At 60.8% G+C, this 16,758-nt stretch carries 16 protein-coding genes; 7 read left to right on the top strand and 9 right to left on the bottom strand.

The annotated features are described in order from the left end of the window. Positions 1–10: 10 nt before the first annotated feature. The 8 genes from trpC to BSZ35_RS05785 form a co-directional block, all read right to left on the bottom strand. On the bottom strand, positions 11–826 hold the full coding sequence (trpC, locus tag BSZ35_RS05820) for an indole-3-glycerol phosphate synthase TrpC (protein ID WP_258096093.1): 816 nt from the start codon (positions 824–826) through the stop codon (positions 11–13). 112 nt (positions 827–938) lie between these two features. After that, complete coding sequence (gene trpD / locus BSZ35_RS05815; RefSeq protein WP_105011553.1) at positions 939–1,973, bottom strand: anthranilate phosphoribosyltransferase; 1,035 nt, start codon at positions 1,971–1,973, stop codon at positions 939–941. 155 nt (positions 1,974–2,128) lie between these two features. After that, positions 2,129–2,728: an aminodeoxychorismate/anthranilate synthase component II gene (locus BSZ35_RS05810; RefSeq protein WP_105011552.1), complete on the bottom strand. Its 600-nt coding sequence runs from the start codon at positions 2,726–2,728 to the stop codon at positions 2,129–2,131. A gap of 117 nt (positions 2,729–2,845) precedes the next feature. After that, a complete protein-coding gene (locus BSZ35_RS20190) occupies positions 2,846–3,082 on the bottom strand; it encodes a four helix bundle protein (RefSeq protein WP_219846678.1) in 237 nt (78 codons plus the stop codon). Positions 3,083–3,284: 202 nt separating this feature from the next. Next, a complete protein-coding gene (gene trpS, locus BSZ35_RS05800) occupies positions 3,285–4,319 on the bottom strand; it encodes a tryptophan--tRNA ligase (RefSeq protein WP_105011551.1) in 1,035 nt (344 codons plus the stop codon). A 184-nt stretch (positions 4,320–4,503) separates the two neighbouring features. Then, a complete protein-coding gene (locus BSZ35_RS05795) occupies positions 4,504–4,989 on the bottom strand; it encodes a hypothetical protein (protein ID WP_105011550.1) in 486 nt (161 codons plus the stop codon). 182 nt (positions 4,990–5,171) lie between these two features. Continuing rightward, on the bottom strand, positions 5,172–6,680 hold the full coding sequence (trpE, locus tag BSZ35_RS05790; RefSeq protein ID WP_181149198.1) for an anthranilate synthase component I: 1,509 nt from the start codon (positions 6,678–6,680) through the stop codon (positions 5,172–5,174). Positions 6,681–6,961: 281 nt separating this feature from the next. Further along, on the bottom strand, positions 6,962–7,609 hold the full coding sequence (locus BSZ35_RS05785; RefSeq protein ID WP_181149197.1) for a methyltransferase domain-containing protein: 648 nt from the start codon (positions 7,607–7,609) through the stop codon (positions 6,962–6,964). Between the two features lie 171 nt (positions 7,610–7,780). Between BSZ35_RS05785 and BSZ35_RS05780 the strand changes: the two genes are divergently transcribed. The 6 genes from BSZ35_RS05780 to BSZ35_RS05755 all read left to right on the top strand — a co-directional run bounded on the left by BSZ35_RS05780 (position 7,781) and on the right by BSZ35_RS05755 (position 14,712). After that, positions 7,781–9,016 (top strand): vitamin K epoxide reductase family protein, encoded by a 1,236-nt coding sequence (locus BSZ35_RS05780; RefSeq protein ID WP_105011548.1) that lies wholly within the window; start codon positions 7,781–7,783, stop codon positions 9,014–9,016. A gap of 39 nt (positions 9,017–9,055) precedes the next feature. Beyond that, complete coding sequence (locus tag BSZ35_RS05775) at positions 9,056–9,613, top strand: cupin domain-containing protein (RefSeq protein ID WP_146110009.1); 558 nt, start codon at positions 9,056–9,058, stop codon at positions 9,611–9,613. Between the two features lie 231 nt (positions 9,614–9,844). Beyond that, the gene (locus tag BSZ35_RS05770; RefSeq protein ID WP_219846595.1) at positions 9,845–10,639 is read left to right on the top strand and encodes a YdcF family protein; all 795 of its coding nucleotides are present in this window, start codon (positions 9,845–9,847) and stop codon (positions 10,637–10,639) included. A 56-nt stretch (positions 10,640–10,695) separates the two neighbouring features. After that, positions 10,696–11,970 carry an MgtC/SapB family protein gene (locus tag BSZ35_RS05765; RefSeq protein WP_105011547.1) on the top strand — a complete coding sequence of 425 codons (1,275 nt, stop codon included), beginning with the start codon at positions 10,696–10,698 and terminating at the stop codon, positions 11,968–11,970. 523 nt (positions 11,971–12,493) lie between these two features. Then, positions 12,494–12,949, top strand: a complete 456-nt coding sequence (locus tag BSZ35_RS05760; protein ID WP_105011546.1) for a hypothetical protein — start codon at positions 12,494–12,496, stop codon at positions 12,947–12,949. A gap of 167 nt (positions 12,950–13,116) precedes the next feature. After that, the gene (locus tag BSZ35_RS05755; RefSeq protein WP_105013748.1) at positions 13,117–14,712 is read left to right on the top strand and encodes a peptide chain release factor 3; all 1,596 of its coding nucleotides are present in this window, start codon (positions 13,117–13,119) and stop codon (positions 14,710–14,712) included. Positions 14,713–14,911: 199 nt separating this feature from the next. On the opposite strand, the gene BSZ35_RS05750 is transcribed toward BSZ35_RS05755, so the two are convergent. Further along, the gene (locus BSZ35_RS05750) at positions 14,912–15,508 is read right to left on the bottom strand and encodes a HEPN domain-containing protein (protein ID WP_181149196.1); all 597 of its coding nucleotides are present in this window, start codon (positions 15,506–15,508) and stop codon (positions 14,912–14,914) included. Here BSZ35_RS05750 and BSZ35_RS05745 point away from each other — a divergent pair. Further along, positions 15,507–16,748: a peptidoglycan DD-metalloendopeptidase family protein gene (locus BSZ35_RS05745; RefSeq protein ID WP_105011545.1), complete on the top strand. Its 1,242-nt coding sequence runs from the start codon at positions 15,507–15,509 to the stop codon at positions 16,746–16,748. The genes BSZ35_RS05750 and BSZ35_RS05745 overlap by 2 nt on opposite strands. Positions 16,749–16,758 lie beyond the last annotated feature (10 nt).

Raw genomic sequence — 16,758 nt, 5'->3', positions numbered from 1 at the left:
ACCTATACACTTAGCCTGCTCGTTCCAGGGCGATCTGCTTTGCACGGTTGCGGAGGTCCGTGACGGCCTCGCCCGGATGGTCCGCTCGCATGAAGTGTTCGCCGATGAGGACGCCATTCACGCCGGCTTCGCGAAGGCGGACCAATGTCTCCGGATCACTGAGCCCACTCTCGGCCACACGGCCCACGCTGCGAGGCACGTTCTCAAAAATCCGGAGCGAGTTTTCGATGTCTACCTCAAAGCTTGTGAGATCTCGGTTGTTTACCCCAAGAATGGAGACCTGCTCCCAGTCGATTTTTTCCAGGTCCTCGCGCGAGTAGACCTCAACGAGGCAGGAGAGCCCGAGCTCGGTCGCCGCGGCATGGAGCTCCGACAGCTGTCCCGGCGCCAGGGCCGTAGCGATGAGGAGCACCGCATCGGCACCCACCGCCCGCGCTTCCACCAACTGATAGGGGTCGACGATAAAGTCCTTTCGGAGCAGGGGGACGTCCGGCACGTGGGCTCGGATCCAGGCAAGGTGTTCGAGCGAGCCCTGAAAGTGCAGCGGCTCAGTGAGCACGCTAATGGCCGACGTGTCGTTCGCGGCGTACTGCTGCGCGATGCGGGCCGGATCGAAGTCCTCTCGAATCACCCCCTTCGATGGAGAGGCCTTCTTTACCTCCGCGATGAAGGACATGCCGCTTTCTTGCAGGGCTTCGACGAGGGACAGCGGCTCCCGCTCGTCGTAGAAGGGACGATCCTTGAGCTCGGCAATCGGGGTCTCCTTCTTCCGCTTCGCTACCAGCTCGCGGGTGTCGGCTATAATTTTATCAAGTACATTACTCACGGCAATGCATTGGTCGGGCGAAAGAGGGCTTGCGAGAGGGGGGGTGTGGGAGAGAGGATCGAGACTTGTCCTGTAGAGATACCCATACATCCACACTCACATCCTCAGGTACTCAACCGGTTGGTGCCTTCTGAGAGACGTCAGCCAGCGTTTCGAGGGTATCGAGGGCCGCGCCGGAGTCGATGCTCTCTTCGGCAGCTTCGAGGCACGCGTCCAGGTTCTCGAATTTATCGCTCGTGTGGAGGGCGTAGGCGGCATTGAGCACCGCCACGTCCCGCCGCGGGCTGTGGTCTTCGCCCGCGAGAATGCCGTGCAAAATCTTCGCATTCTCTTTGGCATCGCCGCCCGCAAGGGCCGAGGCGCCCGCTCGTTCATAGTTGTGCTTCTCTGGACCAATCTCGCGGCTGCGCGGCACCGGATTGTCCTCTGAGGCGTCGTACTCGAACAGCGTAGTGGCGGCGGAGACGCTGACCTCGTCCATGCCGTCCTGCGAGTGCAGCGTGATCACGTGATCGGCGTCGAGCCGGGCGAGAATACGCACCATCATCTGGGCCGTCTGGGTGTCGAAGGCCCCGACGATCTGGCGCGTGACGCCGGCGGGGTTGCAGAGCGGGCCCAGGATGTTGAAGAAGGTGCGGACGCCGAGCGACTTGCGCACCGGCATCACGTGCTTCATGGCTGGATGGAAGAAGGGGGCGAAGAGGAAGGCAATGCCGGCCTCGTGGAGACAATGTTCTACCCCGTCCTTCTGCAGTTCGATTTCAATGCCCAATTCTTCAAGTACGTCCGCCGAGCCCGATTTCGAGGAGACCGATCGGTTGCCGTGCTTGGCGACCGTAACGCCCGCGCCCGCGGCGACGATCGAGGCGGTCGTCGAGATGTTGAACGTATCGGCCCCATCGCCGCCCGTCCCGCACAGATCGATCGCGTGCGGGTCGTCAAGGTCGACGTCAATGGCGAACTCGCGCATGACCTTCGTGAATCCCACCAACTCGTCGAGCTTCTCGTCACGGGAGCGGAGGCCCATGAGGAGGGCCGCCATGTGTTCGGGGAGGGCATCTCCACTCATCATCTGCTGCATGGCCGCTTCGGCCTGCGAGCGCGAGAGCGGATTGCCGTCGGCGATCGTTTGGAGAAATTCCTTCACAGTAGAGGAGTACGTAATTCGAAGGGGGAAATTCGCTAGAACCCTGTTGGTCAGGAGCAATCGTATCGTTTTCGTCGATGGCCGACCGCGGACCACTCATAGCACTGTCGGCGGCGGTCTGCGGTCTGTCGTCGGTATAGAAATCGTACGTTTTGTTATCTCGCTGCCGCAGCGCGTTCATCGTTCCAGACCATCGAAAGCCAGTTCTCAATAATCGTCGGACCCGCTTTCGTCATCACGCTCTCTGGGTGAAATTGGATGCCGTACAGTGGGTGGGTCCGGTGTCGGAGGCCCATGATGGTGCCATCTTCTGCCTCTGCCGTAATTTTCAGCGCATCGTGCGGGAATGTGTCGCGGTCCACAACGAGGGAGTGGTAGCGAGTGGCGTCGAACATCGGATCCACATTTGCAAAGAGGCCCTTGCCGTTGTGGCTCACCGGGCTCGTTTTGCCGTGCATCAGCTCGTCGGCCTGCACGATGGTGCCCCCGAAGACTTCTCCAATGGCCTGGTGCCCGAGGCAGACGCCGAGGAGTGGGGTCCGGTCGCCCAGGGCTTCAATCACGGGCTCTGTCAGTCCCGCTTCCGATGGGCGCCCCGGTCCGGGCGAGATCAGGATGCCGTCCGGGGCCATCGCCTCGACCTCCTCGATCGTCTTATCGTCGTTCCGAATGACCTCCAGGTCGTCCGTGTGCCGCCCCACGAGGTGGACGAGGTTGTACGTGAACGAGTCGTAATTGTCGATGATTAAAATCATCGGTTTGTAGGTGTGGATGTCTGGTATGTGCGTGGGGGCCGTCAGTCCGTTGGAAGGTCGAGTGTATCATACTCGGCATTGTGTTCTCGAACCCTTTGGGAGGGACCGCACCACTTATCAGATTGGTCCATACATTGAAATAATCCCTCCGATGATTTCGCGATAGCCACTTTCAAACTTATCCGCCCGGGTTGAGTCGAGGCATCCGCAGTTTTGAGCAACGTCGAGCCAAACGATCGTTTCAGCAGCTTCACTACTGGCATCGGAGAGTTTGCTTACAAAGTGACGCTCATACAGTCGTTTATACCATGCTTCCGCAAGGTTTGCGCAGACAGATCGTGAGGAGCGGCGAATTTGGTCTGTAAGTGCATACTTTTCCTCCTTTGGCTAGGATTCCGACGGTTCGAAAATCTGCATCGAAGCATCGAGTGCCCGCTGGTAAATGCGCAGATCCTTGAAGTCCTCAACCATCGGTGATAATCCGGTTCGTGAGGGTTAAACAGGGGAGCACGACTTACAGACGTACATACGCACAAACATACATACACCGCAAGCGTCATCGAGTACGAACAAGACCGGTGAGGTCCCGAACGCGCTCCATGATCGGCTCCACCCGTTCGCGGGCCTGCTCGGCGCCGTGGCGGAGGACGTCGCGGACGTAGTCGGGCCGTTGCTCCAGTTCTTTTCGCTTTGCCCGCGCCTCAGCAAAGTAGTCCTGGATGAGCGCCAGGAGGTCCTGCTTGGCGTGGCCGTAGCCGTAGCCGCCGTCGCGGTACTGCTGGGCGATCTGTTTCTGCTTTTCCTCCTCGGCAACCAGTTTGATGAGGGAGAAAACGTTGCAGCTTTCCGGGTCCTTCGGTTCGTCGAGCGGCTTCGAGTCCGTCACAATGCTCATGACCTTGTCCTTTAACTCATCACCCTCATCGAAAATCCCGATGGTATTGCCGTAGCTCTTCGACATTTTTTGTCCGTCGATGCCCGGTACCACCGCCACATCGTCGAGAATGTGCGGGTCGGGGATCGGAAAGAGCGGCTCGTCCTCGGGACAGTAGGTGTTGTTGAAGCGGCGGGCGAGGTCGCGCGTGATTTCAATGTTTTGTTTTTGGTCGGCCCCAACGGGCACGAGCGAGCCGCCGTAAATGAGGATGTCGGCGGCCTGGAGCACCGGATAATTGAAGAGGCCGGCGTTTGGGGTGAGGCCGGCGTCCACCTTGTCCTTGTAGGCCACGCCCTTCTCCAGCCGGCTGGTGGGGAGGAGGTTCATAAAAATCCACGTCAACTCTGTCACCTCCGGCACGTCGCTTTGCACGAAGAGAGCAGCCTCCTCCGGGTCGAAGTCCAGGGCCAGGTAGTCGAGGGCCACGTCAAACGTGTGCTCGCGGAGGCGCTCCGGGTCATCGACCGTCGTCATCGCGTGGTAGTTCACGATGAAGTAGTACGCCTCGTGCTGCTCATGGAGGTCGATGTGCTGCCGGATGGCGCCGAAGTAGTTGCCGAGGTGGAGCCGACCGGACGGTTGGATGCCGGAGACGACGACCGGTTCGTCAGAGGCGTCCGATTTGGCAGCGGCAGTGGGATTGGGGGCTTCCATTGAAAGCGGTAATGGTTGGGGGTTCGTGCAGGCGGATGTTCGAGCCGGGGGAATCCTGTTCGCAGGAGGGAGTCATGAGGGCATGAGCCGTAGGTGGTGTCTTCTCCTTCGCGCTCAACGAAATACGTATTTCGGAAAGAGCACGACGCCGAAGGGCAGCCCCCACTCCAAAAAGCGGGCGTTGCTATCCAGTCGTTTGTTGTGCACGCTCGATGAGGTCGCCGAGTAGCTCCAGGCGTTCGGTGCTATTGCTCTTGAGGGCTTCAAGGATGCCCCGCGTACGCATCTGGTGCTCGATCTCCTTCCGTTCCCGCGTGAGGGCTTCATTCCACTCTGTTTCAAGGTCCTGAAGCTGGTAGAGCATCTCGAGCTCGTCGTCTCCGAGGTCGAAGTCGTCCGGCTCCAGATCGGTGCCATTTTCCGGCGAGCCGCCACAGCTCAGGATGGTCTCGTTGAGCTTGCCGACGTCGGCCCGGGCGGTCTTCTGCACGCGCTTCAGGGCCTCCGTGACGGCCGTGTCGGAGTGGGACCGGATGACGTACTCGTAGTTGTGGTTCAGCTTCAAGTGCTGGAGCAGGAGGGGGTTCAGGCGCTCGACCGTTTCGGCACGGGTGATGGTTTTTCCGGCCCAGCCGCGGCCGAGGAGCGCTTCCTTGATGGGGTTCGGCATCGGTGGTGTAGAGGAAGGTTGGAGGAGAAAAGTCGAAGGTTGAAGGTCGAAGGCACGAAGGGAAACTGCCAAGCAGTTTCTACCGGTTCAAAGGGGGGAAGTTTGGGGTGCCGTGCGTGGGGGGAGAACAGGACTGTGCCGTGGATATTGCGTTCAGCGCGCAGCAGAATATCCGACACAAATTACAGGAGGCCGTCGGCGGCGACGTGCATGGCCTGACGGAGAGCCGCGGCTTTATTCCACGTCTCGTCGTATTCGCGGGTAGGATCGCTGTCGGCCACGATTCCAGCGCCGGCCTGCACGTGTGCAGTGTTGTCCGTGACAACCATCGTGCGGATGGCAATGCAGGTGTCCAGCGTGCCAGAAAAGTCAACGTATCCCACGGCGCCCGCATAGGTCCCGCGTCGTGTTGGTTCGAGATTGTCGATAATTTCCATTGCTCGCACTTTCGGCGCGCCGCTCACGGTCCCGGCGGGGAAGCAGGCGGCCAGCACATCCATCGGTCCTCGGCTGGCGTCCAGTTTCCCCTTCACGGACGAGACGATGTGCATCACGTGCGAGTAGCGCTCGACGTAGGCGTAGCGGTCGACCGTCACACTGTCGTACTGGCACACGCGCCCGAGGTCGTTGCGGCCCAGGTCCACAAGCATCAGGTGCTCGGCGCGCTCCTTCGGATCCTCAAGCAGCTCCTCTGCAAGCTTAGCATCTTCCTCCTCGTCCTCTCCGCGCGGCCGGGTGCCCGCAATCGGTAGCACCTCCGCCGTTCCGTCCTCGGCGCGGACCAGCACCTCGGGGGAGGAGCCAACCAAGGCCATGTCGTCGAAGTCGAGGTAGAAGAGGTACGGCGACGGGTTTACCTGTCGCAGGGCGCGGTAGAGGTTGAAGCGATCCCCCTCGAACGACGTGGAAAACCGTTGCGAGAGCACCACTTGGAAGATGTCCCCGCGGTGGATGTGCTCCTTTGCGGTTCGCACCGCGTCCTCGAAGACGGGGCGCTCCATGTTGGAGGTCAACTCTTCATCCGTCCACTCAACCGGATCGGGCGCGGAAGGGGGGCGCTTGAGGTCGGTTTCCAGGTCGGAGAGGCGCGCTTGTGCGTCCTCGTACGCCGCCCGCAGGTTCGTGTCCTCATCTACGAACACGTTGGCCATAAGGACGATCTGGTGCTTCACGTGATCGAATGCGGCCACCGTGTCGTAAAAGCACCAGATGGCGTCCGGCAGTCCAAGGTCGTCGGGCGGGGCGTCGGGCAGGTCCTCAACGAGGCGCACTCCGTCGTAGCCGAGGTAGCCCACGGCCCCTCCGCGGAGGCGGGGAAGGTCCGGCAGGTCCACCTCCGTGTAGCGGTCCATGTATGCATCCAGGACCTCGAAGATGTTGCCGTCCGGCTGGGCGAGGCCTGCTTCGGCGTCAGGGGTCCGGCGCTCGTCTACGTTCACCGTGGCCCCGAAGTCGGTGCCCTTTACGATGCGGTACGGATTGCGGGCGAGGAACGAGTAGCGGGCCAGTTTTTCGCCGCCCTCGACGCTCTCGAACAGAAAGCTGTAGTCCGACTCTTCCCGCAGTGAGAGGAACGCCGAAACGGGCGTCAAGAGGTCGGCACTGCGGCGCAGAGACACCGGCACCACGAGGCGCTCGGCGCCCTGAGTACGGGCTGCGTCTACGTGACTGTGAAAGTCGTCAAACGTCATGAGCCTAACAGAAAAACGAGGAAGCCAAAAGAAAAAACCCGCTGCCGAGAGAAGCAGCGGGTCCAGAGCCCAACAAAACGCTATGGCGACGCAGCGACAATCACACACAGCAGGGGCTCCAGACCCGGGAGGAGGGCCACCAGAGCCACCAGTTCTGTGATGTGTTGAGGGTCGCTGCCTTCATAGTACTACTACGGTACGACATAGCGAGGATGGGGTCAAGAGGGCGGTTTGAAATTCTGTTTGATCGGGGGCGTACGGAGAGAGAGGAAGAGTACTGTTTAGCGCGGAACTGCCACGAGAATGCCGGAGCGCAGTCCCGACTGTACGCGAGTGGCATGTCGGAGTTCACACAGGCCAGCGGCCTCCAGAGACGAGCGCAGAGGAATGGGACGAGACCCTCCCAGGAGGGGAGGAAACAAGCGAGCGAGGTGCGTCCAGACTCGCTCCTGGAGGTGCCGGGGCGGAACGAGATAGACGAGGACAAGTCGGCCCTGGGGACGGAGGACGCGACGCATTTCCAGTAGGGTGGAGCGGCGGTCCGAACGGGGGAGTAGATCGAGAAGGTAACTAGAGAAGAGACGGTCGAATGTGTCGTCGCCGTAGGGGAGATCGGTGGCGGGGGCCTGCCGGAGACCGTATCGACGGTGGGGACATTCCCGCATTCGGTGGCGGGCGCGAGTCAGCATGGCAGGACTTGCATCGATGCCTTCGGTCCACCCGTGCGGATTGGCATCGGCTAGTGGGCGCAGGGCGAGGCCCGTGCCGGTTCCTACATCTAAGAGATGCTGCCCGTTGTTTACGTCGAGCCACGTTCGGCCCAGAGCCCGTGCGGCACTCGAAATCCATGGGACAATCCAGTCGTACAAGGGGGCCAGGGTCGAATATGTGACGCGAAGGGCAGCGCGGGAGCGAAGCCGATTGGACATAGTGGCAGGGGACGTTCGTCGTAGCGGTGGAACTTGCGGTCCACTGAGGTTTTCGGACGTTCTGGGCCGCAGATGGTCATGCCTCGCCAACATTGACGGACTGTCCTGTGCGGTCTCACGGAGAGGGGATTCTCCCAACACGTTCCTACCCGGATCCGCCCACTTTCACGAATGTTCTCCCTGAAGTCCTTTCGGAAACGACTACGGGAATATCATTCGGTTTGGGAACAGGTACTTTTCGGCCTGTCCCTCTTAGGGGTTTTCACCGTCGTACACCTGTTCATTCAGCAGGGACGAAACTTTGATCGCGGCTGCTTCGGATTCGAGGCGCTCGATACCGAGCAGATGGCCTTCGATTGCTCGGCTGTGGTGTCGAGTGGAAGCGGGACCTTTCTCGGCGTTTCCAACATTGTGTGGGGAGTAGGGTTCTATCTTGGAATTGCCTTCCTGACCTTTGCGATTTTTTGGGGAGGACGCCGCTGGCGAGCCTGGATGCAGGGCGGACGCTTCGGTGTGCTTACCGGGGGCGTGTTCTATTCCAGTTACCTCGTATACATGCAGGTGGCTGTTATCAATGCGTTGTGTGCCCTTTGTCTTGCCTCTGCCGGCATCACAGTGCTGCTTTTTGCAATGCAGGCGATCCTTCTCGCGACTGATCTTCAATCCTCTGAGACGACTATGACTGACCGCTTGTTCAAGCGCGACCTTACCGTATACGTCTATTCCGTTGCCTTTGTCGCCATTCTCATCGGTGCCGACCTGACGTACTTCAACGCACTGACACCGGCAGCCGAGGAAGCTGCGACCGCGCACAAGGAGCAGTACTCCGGAGCGGCCTGTCAGCTGAACGCGGAAAAAGGGCCTGTGAGTGATCCCTCGTCCCTCGTGAGCTTTCAGGATGTCACGATGGGGCCGTCCGATGCGTCCGTGACGATCGTTGAGTACTTCGATCCCAATTGCCCTCACTGCAAGACCTTCCACGAGGAGACCATGAAGACCCTGATTTCGGAGTATAGCGATCAGGTTCGATTTGTCTTTAAGCCGTTTCCGTTGCGCGGATCGTCCCTGCCGGAGGTGCAGGCCCTCTACGCGGCTCATCAAGAAGGCAAGTTTTCCGAGATGCTCAACGCTCAGTATGCGCGTCAGAGCCGTACCGGCATTACGGAGCAGGATCTGCGGGCCATTGCTTCGGAGATCGGCATGAACCCGGATGTGCTGATGTCTCGCGTCAATCAGAACAAGTACCGGGAGCAGATCCTGAAGCAGCGCAAGCGGGCGATCAACATTGGGGTTGATAGCACACCGACGGTGTTGGTGAATGGTCACTTCGCCGGATCTCGTTCGTTGGAGTGCATGAAGATGTTCATTCAGCGGGCGCAGGAGGGAACCCTTGGGGAGGGCGCGTAAGGCGTTGTGCATTGAGCGTTTAGTGTTGAGGTCGTACGTATGAGTGTGTCGGTCCCGGATCAATTTTCGGATGCCGTACAGGAACCGGACCTAGCGGTGCATCTGCTGGAAGAGGATGGGCCGTATCCGAACAACGAGAGCCTTCCGCTGCTCATCTACACGCAGGCCCTCCGCTCGACGGTGGAGACCCCTGCCCGCACGTTCGAGCAGGTCTTTCAGGCTCACAACTGGCGGGGAGCGTGGCGAAACGGCATTTTCCCGTATCACCATTATCACAGCACGGCCCACGAGGTGCTGGGCATTGCGGAAGGGCATGCCGCTGTACAGCTTGGGGGGGACGGCGGCCTCGCGGTCGACGTAGCGGCGGGAGACGTGCTCGTCCTTCCGGCGGGAGTAGCGCACAAGAATCGAGGCGCGAGTGGAGACTTTTTAGTCGTTGGAGCCTATCCCGATGGGCAGAACTGGGACCTAAAACGGGGGGAGCCGGGAGACCGGCCCGAGGCAGACCGCAATATTGAGCAGGTGCCACTTCCCGCGCTCGATCCCGTCTACGGAGCCAACGGGCCGGTACAGGAGCACTGGGGGGCGATGGATTGAGAAGCTGTTCGGCGGCTGTTTCGGGGCCTACGATTTCGTGGATCTCATGCAAAATGGCTTCTGCCTTCGCCCCGTAGCCCAGCTTGCTCGCCTCACTTGAGCGCCATTTTGCAGCGTCGACCACTGTGTCTCGGCTGAACATCCATCCACCAACCGCTTCTGAGTCGACGAACGCGTGTGGGAGGGGGAGAGAAATCATTGTTCGCACTTCGTCGCAGTGTCCCGTCGGTCGTGTCTTTGTTTCTTTCGAAGGTACTAAGCCTCTTGATCTACCCACTTTCGTTGGGGCTGCTGGTGCTTGTGGCCAGTGGAGGGGGGATGTACTGGCGGAAACGGGTCGGCCTTGCGGGCCTCAGCCTCGGAATTCTCATTATCTGGGTGCCCGCCACGCCAGTGTTTTCCGACTGGCTCTGTGGCACGTTGGAGTCGCGCTATCCCCCTGCGTCGGTTGAACAAGCCCCTGCTGCTGATGCCATCGTTGCCCTCGGCGGGTCCGTTGGGGCGCCTATGCCGCCCCGGGTGTATCCAGATCTCAACGGGACCTCCGACCGGCTCTGGCATGCAGCGCGGCTCTATCGAGCGGAGAAGGCCCCGTTCGTCATTGCGAGTGGGGGAACGATGCCGTGGAGGGACCAGCGCTTTCGGGAGGCCCCGGCCATGCAGAATCTGCTCGTCAGCTGGGGCGTGCCGGCCGACTCGGTATTGCTGGAATCCACTAGTGCGAACACGTATGAGAATGCGACGAACACGGCGGAAATCGTGGAGAAACAGTCATTTGACCGGGTGCTGCTCGTGACGTCGGCGCTGCACATGCGCCGTGCACTCGCTACCTTTCGGAGTGCGGGCATTACCGCCGTGCCTGCCGCTACCGATTATCGGGTCGTACAGCGCGCTACCACCCTTCTCGATCTGCTACCGAGCGTTGGTGCGTTAGACAAGAGTACGGCTGCGATCCACGAATACGTCGGCTATACTGTGTACCGCTGGCGGGGGTGGATTGAAGATCAGAACCGTCCGTCCGGGTGAGTTCTCTGAGAGGGCGAGCGCCCATGTTTTTTCTACTGCCGATCCTGAGCCTTCGTATGGAGACGAGTACATTGCAACTCTTTTATCGATTTGGAGTGGCGCTTGTCCTAGGGTTTTTTATGGGCCTCCAGCGCGAGTATGCGTATCGGCAGCGCGTTGGGGAGGAAGGGGAGCTGATGGCGGGGGCGCGAACCTTTCCCATCATTGCTTTGCTTGGCGCCGCCGCGGCATTGGCCGGAGAGAAAATGGAGAGCACCGGGCCATTTGTCGTCGCCCTGCTTTCGATCTCCATCCTGCTGGCGGTCGGTCACTTCTGGCAGGCGCGTGAGCGGGACATGGGACTCACGACGGAGATGGCGGCGCTGGTCGCTTTTTTTACGGGAGCGCTGTGCTACTGGGAGTACCTGCGCCTTGCGGCGGCCCTCGGGGTGGGGACTGCCGTTCTGCTCTCGATAAAAGTACAGACGCATGCGTTTGCCCGTCGGATCGATCGAGAAGACGTCTACGCGACACTCAAGTTTGCCGTCATCACGGTCATCGTCTTGCCGCTTCTTCCCACGCAGGGCTACGGCCCGCCGCCGTTTGATGTGTTGGTCCCCTACAACGTGTGGCTGATGGTGGTGCTCATCTCGGGGATCAGCTTTCTGGGATATGTGCTCATTCAGGTGGTGGGGCCGCGTCGCGGCGTTGGGCTCACCGGGCTCCTTGGTGGGCTGGCGTCGAGCACTGCCGTGACGCTGAGTGTGGCTGAGCGTAGTCGCGATTCGGAGGGATTGGACCGGGCGTTTGCCATGGCCGTCATGCTTGCCTGGGCCATTATGTTTGTGCGGGTGATTGTGGAGGTTGCGGTCGTGCACCCGCCCCTATTGGCGACCGTATGGATGCCGGTGACGAGCGTGTTTGGGGTCAGTCTGCTCTACTGCGGATACCTGTACCGCGTTCAGCCGGGGGAGGCACAGAACGAGCCGCAGACGGTGCGCAATCCGTTTCGTCTCGTGCCAGCCATCACCTTTGGGGTGCTGTACGCAATCATTCTCGTTGTCTCCAACGGGGCGCAATCGTATTTTGGGGACGCTGGGGTGTACCTGTCGAGTGTCGTGGCGGGGCTGGCCGACGTGGATGCCATCACGCTGTCGATGGCCCGGCTGCACGAGAGCGGCGACGTGCCCTCGCACACGGCCACGCGGGCCATTCTGATCGCGGCGGCCGCCAACACGGTATTGAAAGGCGGCATCGTGGCGGTGACCGGCACGCGGGCCCTGCGGCGGGCTGTAATGCCGGGGCTTGCGCTGATCGTGGGGGCCTCGCTTGGAATGGCGCTCCTTTTATGACACGCGCATCTTTCCGCTCGTCGGGCACGTATGAGTAAAGGTATGCGATGTCCCCAAGCGGCTAGTGCAGTGCCACCCGCGATTTTACCGGTAGATCCTACGTGGAAGGGCGATTCCTTTCGTAGCGCCGTTGGAGTGTAGGATTGTGAGATTGTCCGCCGGACGAGGGAGAGGCCACCTGTGTAGCGTCGTTGGACCCCAACGACGCTACACAGGGGATATTGACCTTTGTAGAAAACGACCGATCCAGTGTCACGGCATGTCGGTCCTGCGATTAATCTCGTAACGGCACAGTCCAACGGCGCTACGGAGGCGATTTCGAACGGAGTCGCTAGCCATGTACGCGGCGTATTGCGACTCCTAACGCCCAAACATTAACGATTGACATAGCCTAGTGGTGCGGCATGTTTTTCCTTGTCGGGTAGCACGCTGGCTTGTGGACCGTACGCAGGCTTCTGAATGCCGTATGCAACACCGCATATTCAATTCAGCCCCCCTCAACTTGGCTGACCGCTAGTCTCGTATGGTGCGCACTACGCTCGTTGCCGTTCTTGCATGTTGCGTGCTGGGTGGACTGTTTCCGGCACACGCCCAGGATTCGAGTCGGGGAGTGGCGGATTCGACCGAGCCGTGGTACGAGGGGGCCTGGACGCACATCGTGACCCGAAACGGGGTACAGTTTGGCTACCTCTTCTACGACAAGGCCGACACCCAGAACAACGGAGTCGTCATTCGTCTTCGCAATGAAAGGGACGTTGCCGTCCGCTACCGATTCACCATTATCTTTCGGGGACCCGAAGGGGAAGCCACGGCGCAGGCGGAGGGGCGTCTCGGGCCGGGAGAGATGAAGACGGGAGAGCCAGATGGGCTGTTCTGGATTCCATTTACGGACGGGCGGCGCGTCGGAGAGGTGGGACTTCGCGGAATTGACGTAACACCGCTGTCCCGGAATCAGACGCTGCGCCCATCCGGGGGTTAAGGCTCCGTGGAGATCAGTGGGAGGGGGGCAGTCGCGAAAACTGTCCGAGCAGATGGTGCGTAGCACATATTCTGGCTGCACAGGCCGTTCGCCGTTCGTTGAATAACCCGACGTATGCCGTGAGTACGACCGACGTATCGACCGCGCCCTCCCCCGAGCCGGACTCGGTGGATAAACAGCTGAAGAAGGAGGTGGACAAGCGGCGAACCTTTGCCATCATCAGCCACCCGGATGCAGGAAAGACAACCCTCACCGAAAAGCTCTTGCTGAAGGGCGGGGCTATCCACGAGGCCGGGGAGATTAAAGGCCGGAAGGCCGACCGCTTTGCTCTCAGCGACTGGATGACGATGGAGAAGGAGCGCGGCATTAGCGTGACCTCCTCCGTGATGCAGTTTCCGTACCGGGGCTACGAGATGAATCTGCTCGACACCCCCGGCCACCGCGACTTTTCGGAGGATACCTACCGGGTCCTTACGGCCGCCGACAGCGTCATCATGGTCCTCGACAACGCGAACGCCGTCGAGCAGCAGACCAAGAAGCTGATGGAGGTCTGCCGAATGCGGGACATGCCGGTCATCACGTTTGTCAATAAGATGGACCGGCACGGGATGCCGCCGCTCGACATTCTTGAGGACATCGAGAAGGAGCTCGATCTGGAGACCGTACCGTTGTCCTGGCCCATCGGCATGGGCGACCGCTTCCGCGGCACCTATAACCTCTTCCGCGACGAACTGCACCTCTTTTCTCACGCGGACATGGAGGGGGAGCATGAGCGCCTTCCCATCGAAGACCTCGACGATCCCCAGCTGGATGAGGTGCTCCGCGACCAGGCCGACGACCTGCGCTTCGACGTGGAGCTGGTGCGCGAGGCGGGCAACGAGTTGGAGATGGAGAAGTATCGCGACGGGCAGCAGACGCCCGTCTTCTTTGGCAGCGCCCTCAGCAACTTCGGCGTGGGCGACATGCTCGACACCTTCGTCGAAATTGCCCCGTCGCCCCAGCCGCGACCCACGGTGACCCGCACCGTCTCGCCCTACGAGGACGACTTCACGGGTGTGGCCTTCAAGATCCAGGCGAACATGGACCCGAAGCATCACGACCGCATGGCATTCGTGCGCGTCTGCTCGGGCCGCTTTGAGAAGGGGATGGAGGTCATTCACCACCGCACCGGCGAAACGATGCGCCTCAACAACGCCACCACCTTCATGGCGCAGGATCGGGAGGGCGTGGACACGGCCTATCCGGGCGACATTATCGGCATTATGAGCCACGGCCGCGTCAAGATCGGCGACAGCTTCTCGGCGAGCGAGCCGCTGCACTTTACCGGCGTGCCTAGCTTTGCGCCGGAGCACTTCCGGAAAGTGCACCTGGACGACCCGTTCCGTTCGAAGCACCTGGGCAAAGGGCTCAAGCAGCTCAGCGAGGAGGGCGCCATTCAGGCGTTCCGTCCGGCGCGCGGCAACGACTACATTCTCGGCGCCGTGGGCGAGCTCCAGTTCGACGTGACGCTCGACCGGCTGGAGGATGAGTACAACGTCGACGCCCACCTCACGGGCGCCCCGTATACCTGCTGCCGGTGGGTGAAAGGCCCGTCCGAAGACCTGGAGGACTTCCGCAGCGAGAATCTGGACAACCTCTTCGAGGATGCGGACGGGGATCTTGCCTACCTCGGCCTTAGCGATTACCGACTGGAGCGCACCGTGGAAGAGTGGCCGCGCCTTACGTTTGCGTCCACGAAAGAGCATACGTCCGAGCGGGAGTAATCCCCACCAGCTCCTTTTCCCCAGCTTCCGGCATCAGGATCCGGTACCAATCCCCGTGGAGTCCCATTGCCGGGGACCCCGAGTCGATTTCGAGTGCTCACGCCAACCGATTGAGATCCCGCATTGGAGCTCGGAAATGTAGCATCATCTTCGGGGGGCGGGAGACGGTATTCCGTGATGGGGGCACCCCGGCGACGGGCTATTCAGGGTCGACATGGCGGCGGAGCCAGCCGACCAGCATGCGCGCGTCGTTCACGCGTTTCCGTGCGACGTCGGTTTGGTCGGCGACGGGATGACCAAAGGGGGCATCGGGGGCGTACAGGGAGAGAATTGAGGCGTCGCTGAGCTCGTCGAGCGTGTCTCGGTGATCGCGTGTCCAGGGAAGATCTACGCGCTGCGCCAGGTGCCGGAGGTCGTGTGTTACCGGAGGGGGGTTGGTCGTCTGGGCCTTGAAGACAGCCTTCAGCGCCTTTTCGACCGCAAGGTGGGCGAAGACGATCGCATGAGAGGAGTAGTCCCCCGTCAGCAGATGCTCAGCCGCCTGCAAGTCTCGGGTGGCCTGCTTGAGCCAGCGATCGGCGTCCAGGTTATGAGGCATAAGGGGAAGCGAATACCGAATGGAGAAGACGGCAAACGAGGCCCGAAAAGGAAAGTAAGCGCAGGCGCGGAGAGAGGACAACCGAAGCCGGAGGAGGGTTGAAGAATATGATGTCTGTTCATTGATATTGGCCCGCATCATGGATTTGTTAAGCGTGGATCCATAGAACTCTTTGCCGCTGCTTGATTGGTCCCACATGCGAATCGCGCGACTCGTCGCCGCCGGAGTCCTGTTTCTTCTTCTCTCTGGACGTATCGGGGCGGTGGGGGCCACGCCCCCGGATGACCGCTCAACACCGTCGGCTGCCGAGCGAACGAAGACGCACTTCGGCATCTCGGCGGAGAAGTACACAGTCGACAAGGCACGGGTGTCCCAGCACCAAACCTTTTGGGATTTGCTGGAGCCGTATGGGGTATCGCAGAAGCGGGCGGTGCGGCTCGCGCGGGCGGCCCGGCCGGAATTCAACGTGCGAAGTATCGAGGCGGGGCAGTCGTATCGGGTGTATGTCAATCCGTGGCTACAGCAGCCTCAGTATTTGGTCTACCGGATCGACCCCGTTCGCTACGCCGTCTTCAACATCCAGCGCCCCTCTCGGAGCCATCTCGACCGCCGGACCGTTGAGCGGGAGTGGACCGTGGTTCGGGGGACGATTCAGAGCTCGCTCTATGAGACGCTGATCGCCAACGAGGCGCATCCCAAGCTTGCCCTTCGACTCTCAGAGGTTTTTGCCTGGCAGATCGACTTCTTTCGCATCCGAGAGGGAGACGCCTTTCGGGTGTTGTACGAGAAGCGGGTGGTGGACGGGACGCAGGTGGCCCCCGGGAAGATTCTTGCCGCGTACTTTTCCCATCAGAACGAGCCGTACTATGGTTTCCGGTTCGCGAATGGAAAAGGACCGAAGTATTTCGACCGACAGGGACAGAGTCTGCAGCGCAAGCTTCTGAAAGCCCCGCTCCGGTATACCCGCATCAGTTCCGGGTACTCGCAGAGTCGGTATCATCCTGTTCTAAAGCGCCGCCGCCCCCACCTGGGGACCGATTACGCAGCGCCGACCGGCACGCCGGTACACGCTGTCGGCAGTGGCAATGTCGTGAAGGCGGGCCACTACGGCAACAACGGCAACTACGTCAAAATTCGCCACAACGGCACCTACACCAGTGGCTACCTGCATCTCTCAGAGATTGCCGTCGAGGTGGGGACTGAGGTGCAGCAGGGCGAAACGATTGGGTATGTCGGCAGCACGGGCCTGTCTACCGGTCCCCATCTCGACTATCGCCTCTGGAAGCGCGGGAAGGCCGTCGATCCGTACGAGCTAGAGCTTCCGCCGTCTCGTCCCATTCGTCCGCAGCGTCGGGACGCGTTTGACCGGCTCGTCCAGGATCGATTAGAGCGGTTGTTTCCCCTCCGGGCATTTGGGCCCGCGGCCATCCGGTCCTGAGCCCGCGCGA

This window comes from Salinibacter sp. 10B (genome assembly GCF_002954405.1).
Lineage (GTDB): Bacteria > Bacteroidota > Rhodothermia > Rhodothermales > Salinibacteraceae > Salinibacter.
This window is presented reverse-complemented; position numbering and strand designations above follow the sequence as displayed.

Excerpts from the sequence above, each read along its gene's own strand:
- trpE (WP_181149198.1), bottom strand. The coding sequence starts at position 6,680 with ATGACGTTTGACGACTTTCACAGTCACGTAGACGCAGCCCGTACTCAG.
- trpS (WP_105011551.1), bottom strand. The coding sequence starts at position 4,319 with ATGGAAGCCCCCAATCCCACTGCCGCTGCCAAATCGGACGCCTCTGAC.
- BSZ35_RS05765 (WP_105011547.1), top strand. The coding sequence starts at position 10,696 with ATGGAGACGAGTACATTGCAACTCTTTTATCGATTTGGAGTGGCGCTT.
- BSZ35_RS05745 (WP_105011545.1), top strand. The coding sequence starts at position 15,507 with ATGCGAATCGCGCGACTCGTCGCCGCCGGAGTCCTGTTTCTTCTTCTC.
- BSZ35_RS05750 (WP_181149196.1), bottom strand. The coding sequence starts at position 15,508 with ATGTGGGACCAATCAAGCAGCGGCAAAGAGTTCTATGGATCCACGCTT.
- BSZ35_RS05795 (WP_105011550.1), bottom strand. The coding sequence starts at position 4,989 with ATGCCGAACCCCATCAAGGAAGCGCTCCTCGGCCGCGGCTGGGCCGGA.
- BSZ35_RS05810 (WP_105011552.1), bottom strand. The coding sequence starts at position 2,728 with ATGATTTTAATCATCGACAATTACGACTCGTTCACGTACAACCTCGTC.
- BSZ35_RS05780 (WP_105011548.1), top strand. The coding sequence starts at position 7,781 with ATGTTCTCCCTGAAGTCCTTTCGGAAACGACTACGGGAATATCATTCG.
- BSZ35_RS05760 (WP_105011546.1), top strand. The coding sequence starts at position 12,494 with ATGGTGCGCACTACGCTCGTTGCCGTTCTTGCATGTTGCGTGCTGGGT.
- BSZ35_RS05785 (WP_181149197.1), bottom strand. The coding sequence starts at position 7,609 with ATGTCCAATCGGCTTCGCTCCCGCGCTGCCCTTCGCGTCACATATTCG.
- BSZ35_RS05775 (WP_146110009.1), top strand. The coding sequence starts at position 9,056 with ATGAGTGTGTCGGTCCCGGATCAATTTTCGGATGCCGTACAGGAACCG.